Below are 5,703 nucleotides of genomic sequence, written 5' to 3'. Positions count from 1 at the left end.
AACAGGCGGCGGCCGCCGAGCAAGGCGCGCTGGCCCAGCTCGATGCCGAGCGCCGCCGCCTGGACGTGATCGCCGCGCAGGTCGACGAGGCCCGGGCCGCCGAAGCGGCCGCACTGGCACGGCTGGAGCTGGCGCGCATCGACCTGGGCAATACCGTGGTACGTGCGCCGGTCGACGGCGTGGTCGGCAATCGGCAGATTCGCGTCGGCCGCTACGTGCAGCCCGGCACGCAAGCGCTGGCGCTGGTGCCGGTCGAGACATCGTGGGTCGTCGCGAACCTGAAGGAGACTGAGCTGCACCGGATCCGCGTCGGCAGCCCGGTACGGATCGAGCTCGACGGCTATCCCGGCGTGCCGATCGACGGCACGGTCGTCAGCGTGTCGCCGGGAAGCGGCGCGCAGTTCGCGCTGCTGCCGCCGGACAACGCCACCGGCAACTTCACGAAGATCGTGCAGCATGTGCCGGTCAAGATCGTGCCGGCGCCCGGCGGCGCGCTGCACGGCAAGCTGGTGCCGGGCCTGTCGGCGGTGGTGTCGATCGATACGCGCCCGAGCGCTGCGGCATCGGCTACGCCGGCGCCACGGCAGGTCGCCCAGGAACTTCCGCGGGGGCTCGCGCAGGGATCCACGCAGGGACTGACGCAGGCCAGATGATGGACCGGCGCTTTGCCATGCTGCTGGCGTCGGTGACGCTGCTGGCGCTGACCGATGCCATCAACGGCACGTTGATGATGGTCAATCGCGCCCATTTCGCCGGCGGCCTGCATGCGACGCTGGACGAGGCGGCCTGGCTCAACATCCTTTACTTCGCGGCGAAACTGGCCGGCTTTGTCATCGCGGCCGCGGTGGCCCGCCGCTTCGGCGAGGCTGCGGCGCTGCGGTGGTCCGGCGTACTGCTGGTGGCGTCGACCGCGGCCGCATCGCTGCCGCTCGATCTGGCGATGCTGAGCGCCTGCCGCTTCGTGCAAGGAGCGAGCGCCGCGCTGATGCTCGCCACCGCGCAGGCGCTGCTGTTTCGCGATGCGCCGCCGCGCTGGATGCCGCTGAGCCAGGCCGTGTTCGCGCTGGCGACCGTGATGGCGCCGACCACGCTGGCGCCGCTGGCGCAGGGATGGGTTACCGATCATGGATCCTGGCGCCTGGTGTTTCTGGCGGGTGTGCCATTCGGGCTGCCGGGGATCGGGCTGGCGCTGTTGGCGCTCCGCCGCGAGCCCTCGCACCAGCGTGGCGACGTGGAAAGGTCGGCGCCGGGGCACGCGCTCGATCCGGTCGGTATCGCGCTGCTGACCGTCGGCTCGATCGCGACCGCGTTCGTGCTGCAGGAAGGCAATCGCCATGACTGGCTGCACTCGCCGCTGATCGTGCAGGCAGCACTGCTGGCCGCGGCAGCCCTGTTGCTGACGGCATGGCGGCAATTGCGGCGCGATCGCGGCCGGTGGCTGCAGGCACAGCTGTTCCGCGATCCGCATTTCACCTTCGGCTTCTGCGTCAGCTTCGTCGCCGGCTTCGCGCTGTTCGGCAGCGCCTTCCTGCTGCCCGCCTTCGCACTGAACGTGCTGCGGCTCAGCCCGACCCATGCGGGCGATCTGCTGGTATCGAGCGCCGCCACCGCGTCGCTGGGCCTGCTGGCGGGCGGCGCGCTGGCGCAATACACGCGCGTGGCGCCGTTCAAGCTGATCCCGCTCGGCATCGTGCTGTTCATGCTGGCGATGGGCATGCTGTCGTACACGACCGCGTACAGCGGCCTGCCGGACATGACGCCGCCATTGCTGATCCGCGGCTTCGGCCTCGGGCTGATGTTCCTGTCGTTGACGCTGGTCACGCTGGGCGGACTGCCGGCCGCACTGGCCTGCCAGGGCGCCGCGCTGTTCAACTTCGGCCGGCAGTTCGGCGGGCTGATCGGTATCGCCTTCCTGCAGACATATCTGCATCATCGCCACGGCGCCGCACGGACGGCGCTGGTCCAGACGCTGCCGGTCGGCCTGGACGCGCCGCTCGCCGCCGCGTCGATGGAGTCGCCGTTGCGGCAGGCGCTGTCGCCCGTCGATCCCGCCGTGGCAATGGCCGCCACGCTGGAACCGCTGCTGGAACGGCAGGCCGGCGCGCTGGCCTTCAATGCGGGCTTCCTGTCGCTGGCGCTGCTGTTCGTCGTGGCCATCCCCGTGCTGCTGGCGGTCAAGGCGGTGCTCGCCCGCCGCGCCGGCGGTACCGCCGCGCATTGACGGGGATGGCGATCCGGCCTCGCCGCTACGTCGGTTCCACCGCCCTCGGCACCTCGTGCGCCGGCGCGATCGCACGGTGCCATCGCACGGTGGCCAGCAGCGAGGCCAGCACGATCAGGCCGCCGCCGATCCAGCCGGACGGCGCAACCCGCTCGCCCAGCCACAGCCACGCGAACAGCGCGCCGAACGCAGGCTCGCTTCCCATCAGCAACGCGACACGGGTCGGGCTGCTGCGCTTGATCGCGTAGTTCTGCGCGAAGAAGGCGAACAGCGTGCAGGCGCCGACCAGATAAACGAGGCAGAACCAGAAGGCGCCCTGCTCGCCGAACCCGGGTAACGAGGGCAGCGGCGGCAGCGGCCAGGTCGGTGCGCCATTGGAGCCAGCGGCCCATGCGACTGCCACGCTGCCGATCGTCACGACGCCGGCCTGCAGCGCGGTAACCGCGAGCGCGGGCGGCGGCTGCCGGCCCATGCTGTGCTTCATCGCGCAAACATAGATGGCCCGCAGCAGCGCGGCCAGCAGGATCAGCGCATCGCCGGGATGAAAGGACAGCGGCCATGCCCCGCCGGCGGCCAATATCCAGGCACCGCACAGCGACAGCAACACCGCGACCCATTCCAGGCGCGCCGGCCGGCGCGACAGCAGCAGCCATTCGATCAGCGGCGTCAGCACCACGCACAGGCTGATCAGGAACGCCGCATTGGCCGCCCGGGTCAGCAACAGGCCGAAGGTCTCGCACAGGAAGATGCCGAGCAACAGCACGCCGGCCCCGGTGACGCGCGCCACCGACGCCGCCGGTATGCTCCGCAGGGACGCCAGCGCCGGCGACAGCAGCACGAAGGTCAGCCCGAAGCGCAGCGCCAGCAGACCCAGCACCGGGTAGTACTGCAGCGCCTGCTTGGCGACACCGTAGCTGGTGCCCCAAACCACGGCGACCCCGAGCAGCATCAGGTCGGACAACATCAGCAGGCGGGCTTGTGGGGCGGTCATGGCTTCGGGACTCGGCGGATGCGCGGACAAGAAGATCGTTTCGCGCATTGTCGGGTATTGCATCCACGGCGATAATCTGTCTCATCCGCAAATCTTTGATGTCACCGATTCATCAATCTGCACGCCCGCCAGATGCACCAGAACACGCTGATCGCCCTGCTGCCGGACCTCGCGGTCTTCGCCCGCGTCGTCGAAACCGGCAACTTCTCGCTGGCGGCCCGCCAGCTCGGCAGCACGCCGTCCACCGTCAGCCGGCAGATCAAGCGGCTCGAGGAGGCGCTGGCCACGCGTCTGCTCGAACGTTCGACGCGCAAGGTTCGCGTGACCGAAGCCGGCGAACAGGTGGCGCGGTTCTGCCGTGACATGGTGGGCGCCGCGGCCGGCGCCGTCGATGCGGCCGGCCAACTGGGCGGAAGTCCACAGGGCCGCGTCACGCTGAGCGCGCCGGTGGCCTATGCGAAGACCGTCCTCCATCCGCTGATTCCGGCGTTCCTGCGCCAGTACGAGCAGATCGACGTGCATCTGCGCTTTTCCGACCAGAGCCTCGATCCGCTGGCCGACGAGGTCGATCTGGTGATCCGGCTGACCGACGATCCGCCGCCGGGGCTGGCGGGCCGCCGCCTCGGTACGGTGCGCTGGGTGTTGTGCGCGTCGCCGCGCTATCTGGGCAAGCGCGGCGTGCCGGCGCAGCCGCGCGAACTGGCGGGACACGACTGCCTGTTTCTCGGCGAGGCCGCCGACGACAATCGCTGGCGCTTTCGCCGCGGCGTCGAGACGCAGACGGTCGCGGTGCGCGGGCGCTATATCGCCAATCATGTCGGCGCGCGGCTCGAAGGCGCGCTCGGCCATCTCGGCATCGCCGCCCTGCCCGACTTCGCCGCGCACGCGGCACTGCAATCCGGCAAGCTGGTACAGGTACTGCCGCACTGGGATTTCCGCGCGCGGGCCTATCAGGGCGCGGTGTGGCTGCTGTATCCGCCCAAGCGCGTGCTGCCGCCGAAGGTCCGCGTGCTGATCGACTATCTGGCGAAACATCTAGGCGACCCGGGCGATGCGCGCGGACGTTCGGCACCGCTCTCTTTGTTTTGCAATTGAGACGGACGGGAATGATTCCGTGATCTCTGCTTGGAGGTCGACTGGCACAGCTTTTCTTAGCTCAACGGCCGGCGATTCCTCTTAACGCAACTTCCCACCATGAGCCGCCGGGGGAAAATCAGCCAAACGTACTATCATATTTTTTTCCTCCAACTCTTTCGCAATACGCCGTGCGGCCACCGCCGACCACAGGTCTTTACATACCTTAACCAGCGCCAAAAAAATTGGTACAGCGATACCTATCCATATCCATTTTGTTTTAGAGCGCGATTCGTCAACAAATTTAGCAAGTGAACCACCCACAATTCCTTTACAAACTATCTCGATATCATGCTTCGCCTTTTCCGTTGAAGCGGCCACCCATTGCGCCGGCCCACATACTCCCTTTTTTACCTTCCACCCGAACGACATCGCCCGAACACCATCAGTGACGAACCATGTGCCGGTCTCCTTGATTCTCAATAACTCCCAACCGCTGCTACCAATCATGAGGGGTGCTGCCATCGCGAAATACAGCGCAGCCAACGCAGCAATTCCCTTCTTATAGAATCGAGATGATGGCTGGTATAGCGTTATACTTTTGTCGACAGCGATCCAGTGCGCGGCCTTACAAGCCTCGCGAAATCTGATACGACAAGATCGAATCCAGTTTATTAATTCATGAACTTCTTGAACGGTTTCAACCTTGAATCCGTACATGAATCGAAATCGCTCCACCTCATGCAATTCTCGCGTCCACTCATTGATTCGATCATCCGAAATATCCGATTTTCCGGCTGCAATACGCCAAATTCTCTCCATCAATAGGCGCCATGATCCTGTTCGCGCGCGAACCAAAAAAAATGCGACCCCCGCTAGAACAGCAGCGATGATCAAAGACGACACCGTGCTATTCAAAAATGTGGTGAACTCCATATTGAAAAATATCCAACCAATTTGAACTAAGCTCTCGAGAGTCTGCGCCGCTATCCATAGACTGTCATCCCTGCTTGGTAGGGGTTGTCCGAAGCGAGCCTTGGTTATCGCGCCTCGCGCTGAGTCGGCCTCAGCCCATCGGCGGTCCACGCATCGATCATGAAATCGTCCTCGCGATAGCTGGCCGTACGCGCGTAGCCGGTTTCCTGCTCGAGGAGGCGATGCACCTCGTGCGCGGGACACGCCTGCTCGTCGAACGGATGCCGCCAATGGCAGGCCAGCAGCAGCCCGTCGGGCTCCATCGACTCGCGTACCCGGCGCGCCAGCAGCGCGACCTGGTCGGGCGCCAGGTAGTAGCAGAACTCGCTGAGCACCACCAGATCGAAGCGCTGCCGCGGCCATTCCGCTGGCACCTGGATCGCTTCCACACGTACGTGCGGGGCGTGGCCGGCGCGCGCGGCCGCGGCCTGCACCGCTCGCG

5 protein-coding genes and 1 pseudogene are annotated in these 5,703 nt (G+C 66.3%); 3 read left to right on the top strand and 3 right to left on the bottom strand.

The window, feature by feature from the left end:
• Positions 1-653, top strand: a 653-nt coding sequence (locus B551_RS12630) for an HlyD family secretion protein (protein WP_023264218.1), incomplete at its 5' end; no start/stop codon positions are given.
• Positions 650-2,221: an MFS transporter gene (locus tag B551_RS12625; RefSeq protein WP_043439291.1), complete on the top strand. Its 1,572-nt coding sequence runs from the start codon at positions 650-652 to the stop codon at positions 2,219-2,221. The genes B551_RS12630 and B551_RS12625, both read left to right, overlap by 4 nt.
• 25 nt (positions 2,222-2,246) lie before the next feature.
• Here B551_RS12625 and B551_RS12620 read toward each other — a convergent pair whose 3' ends face one another.
• The gene (locus B551_RS12620) at positions 2,247-3,212 is read right to left on the bottom strand and encodes a DMT family transporter (RefSeq protein ID WP_043439307.1); all 966 of its coding nucleotides are present in this window, start codon (positions 3,210-3,212) and stop codon (positions 2,247-2,249) included.
• A 132-nt stretch (positions 3,213-3,344) separates the two neighbouring features.
• Here B551_RS12620 and B551_RS12615 point away from each other — a divergent pair, with 132 nt between their 5' ends.
• Positions 3,345-4,307 carry a LysR family transcriptional regulator gene (locus tag B551_RS12615; RefSeq protein ID WP_006575950.1) on the top strand — a complete coding sequence of 321 codons (963 nt, stop codon included), beginning with the start codon at positions 3,345-3,347 and terminating at the stop codon, positions 4,305-4,307.
• 81 nt (positions 4,308-4,388) lie between these two features.
• Here the strand turns inward: B551_RS12615 and B551_RS26100 are convergent, their stop codons facing one another.
• Both B551_RS26100 and B551_RS26560 read right to left on the bottom strand, forming a co-directional pair.
• The gene (locus B551_RS26100; protein WP_157071973.1) at positions 4,389-5,222 is read right to left on the bottom strand and encodes a DUF6216 family protein; all 834 of its coding nucleotides are present in this window, start codon (positions 5,220-5,222) and stop codon (positions 4,389-4,391) included.
• 104 nt (positions 5,223-5,326) lie between these two features.
• Positions 5,327-5,703, bottom strand: a pseudogene (locus B551_RS26560) (SAM-dependent methyltransferase); the annotation flags it as partial.

It is taken from the genome of Cupriavidus sp. HPC(L), assembly GCF_000307735.3.
Classification (GTDB): domain Bacteria; phylum Pseudomonadota; class Gammaproteobacteria; order Burkholderiales; family Burkholderiaceae; genus Cupriavidus.
The sequence above is the reverse complement of the archived record's forward strand: the minus strand, read 5'-3'. Positions and strand labels throughout refer to the sequence as shown.

What these genes read in the sequence shown, in the direction of transcription:
- B551_RS12625 (WP_043439291.1), top strand. Translation starts at nt 650, where the DNA reads ATGATGGACCGGCGCTTTGCCATGCTGCTGGCGTCGGTGACGCTGCTG.
- B551_RS12620 (WP_043439307.1), bottom strand. Translation starts at nt 3,212, where the DNA reads ATGACCGCCCCACAAGCCCGCCTGCTGATGTTGTCCGACCTGATGCTG.
- B551_RS12615 (WP_006575950.1), top strand. Translation starts at nt 3,345, where the DNA reads ATGCACCAGAACACGCTGATCGCCCTGCTGCCGGACCTCGCGGTCTTC.
- B551_RS26100 (WP_157071973.1), bottom strand. Translation starts at nt 5,222, where the DNA reads ATGGAGTTCACCACATTTTTGAATAGCACGGTGTCGTCTTTGATCATC.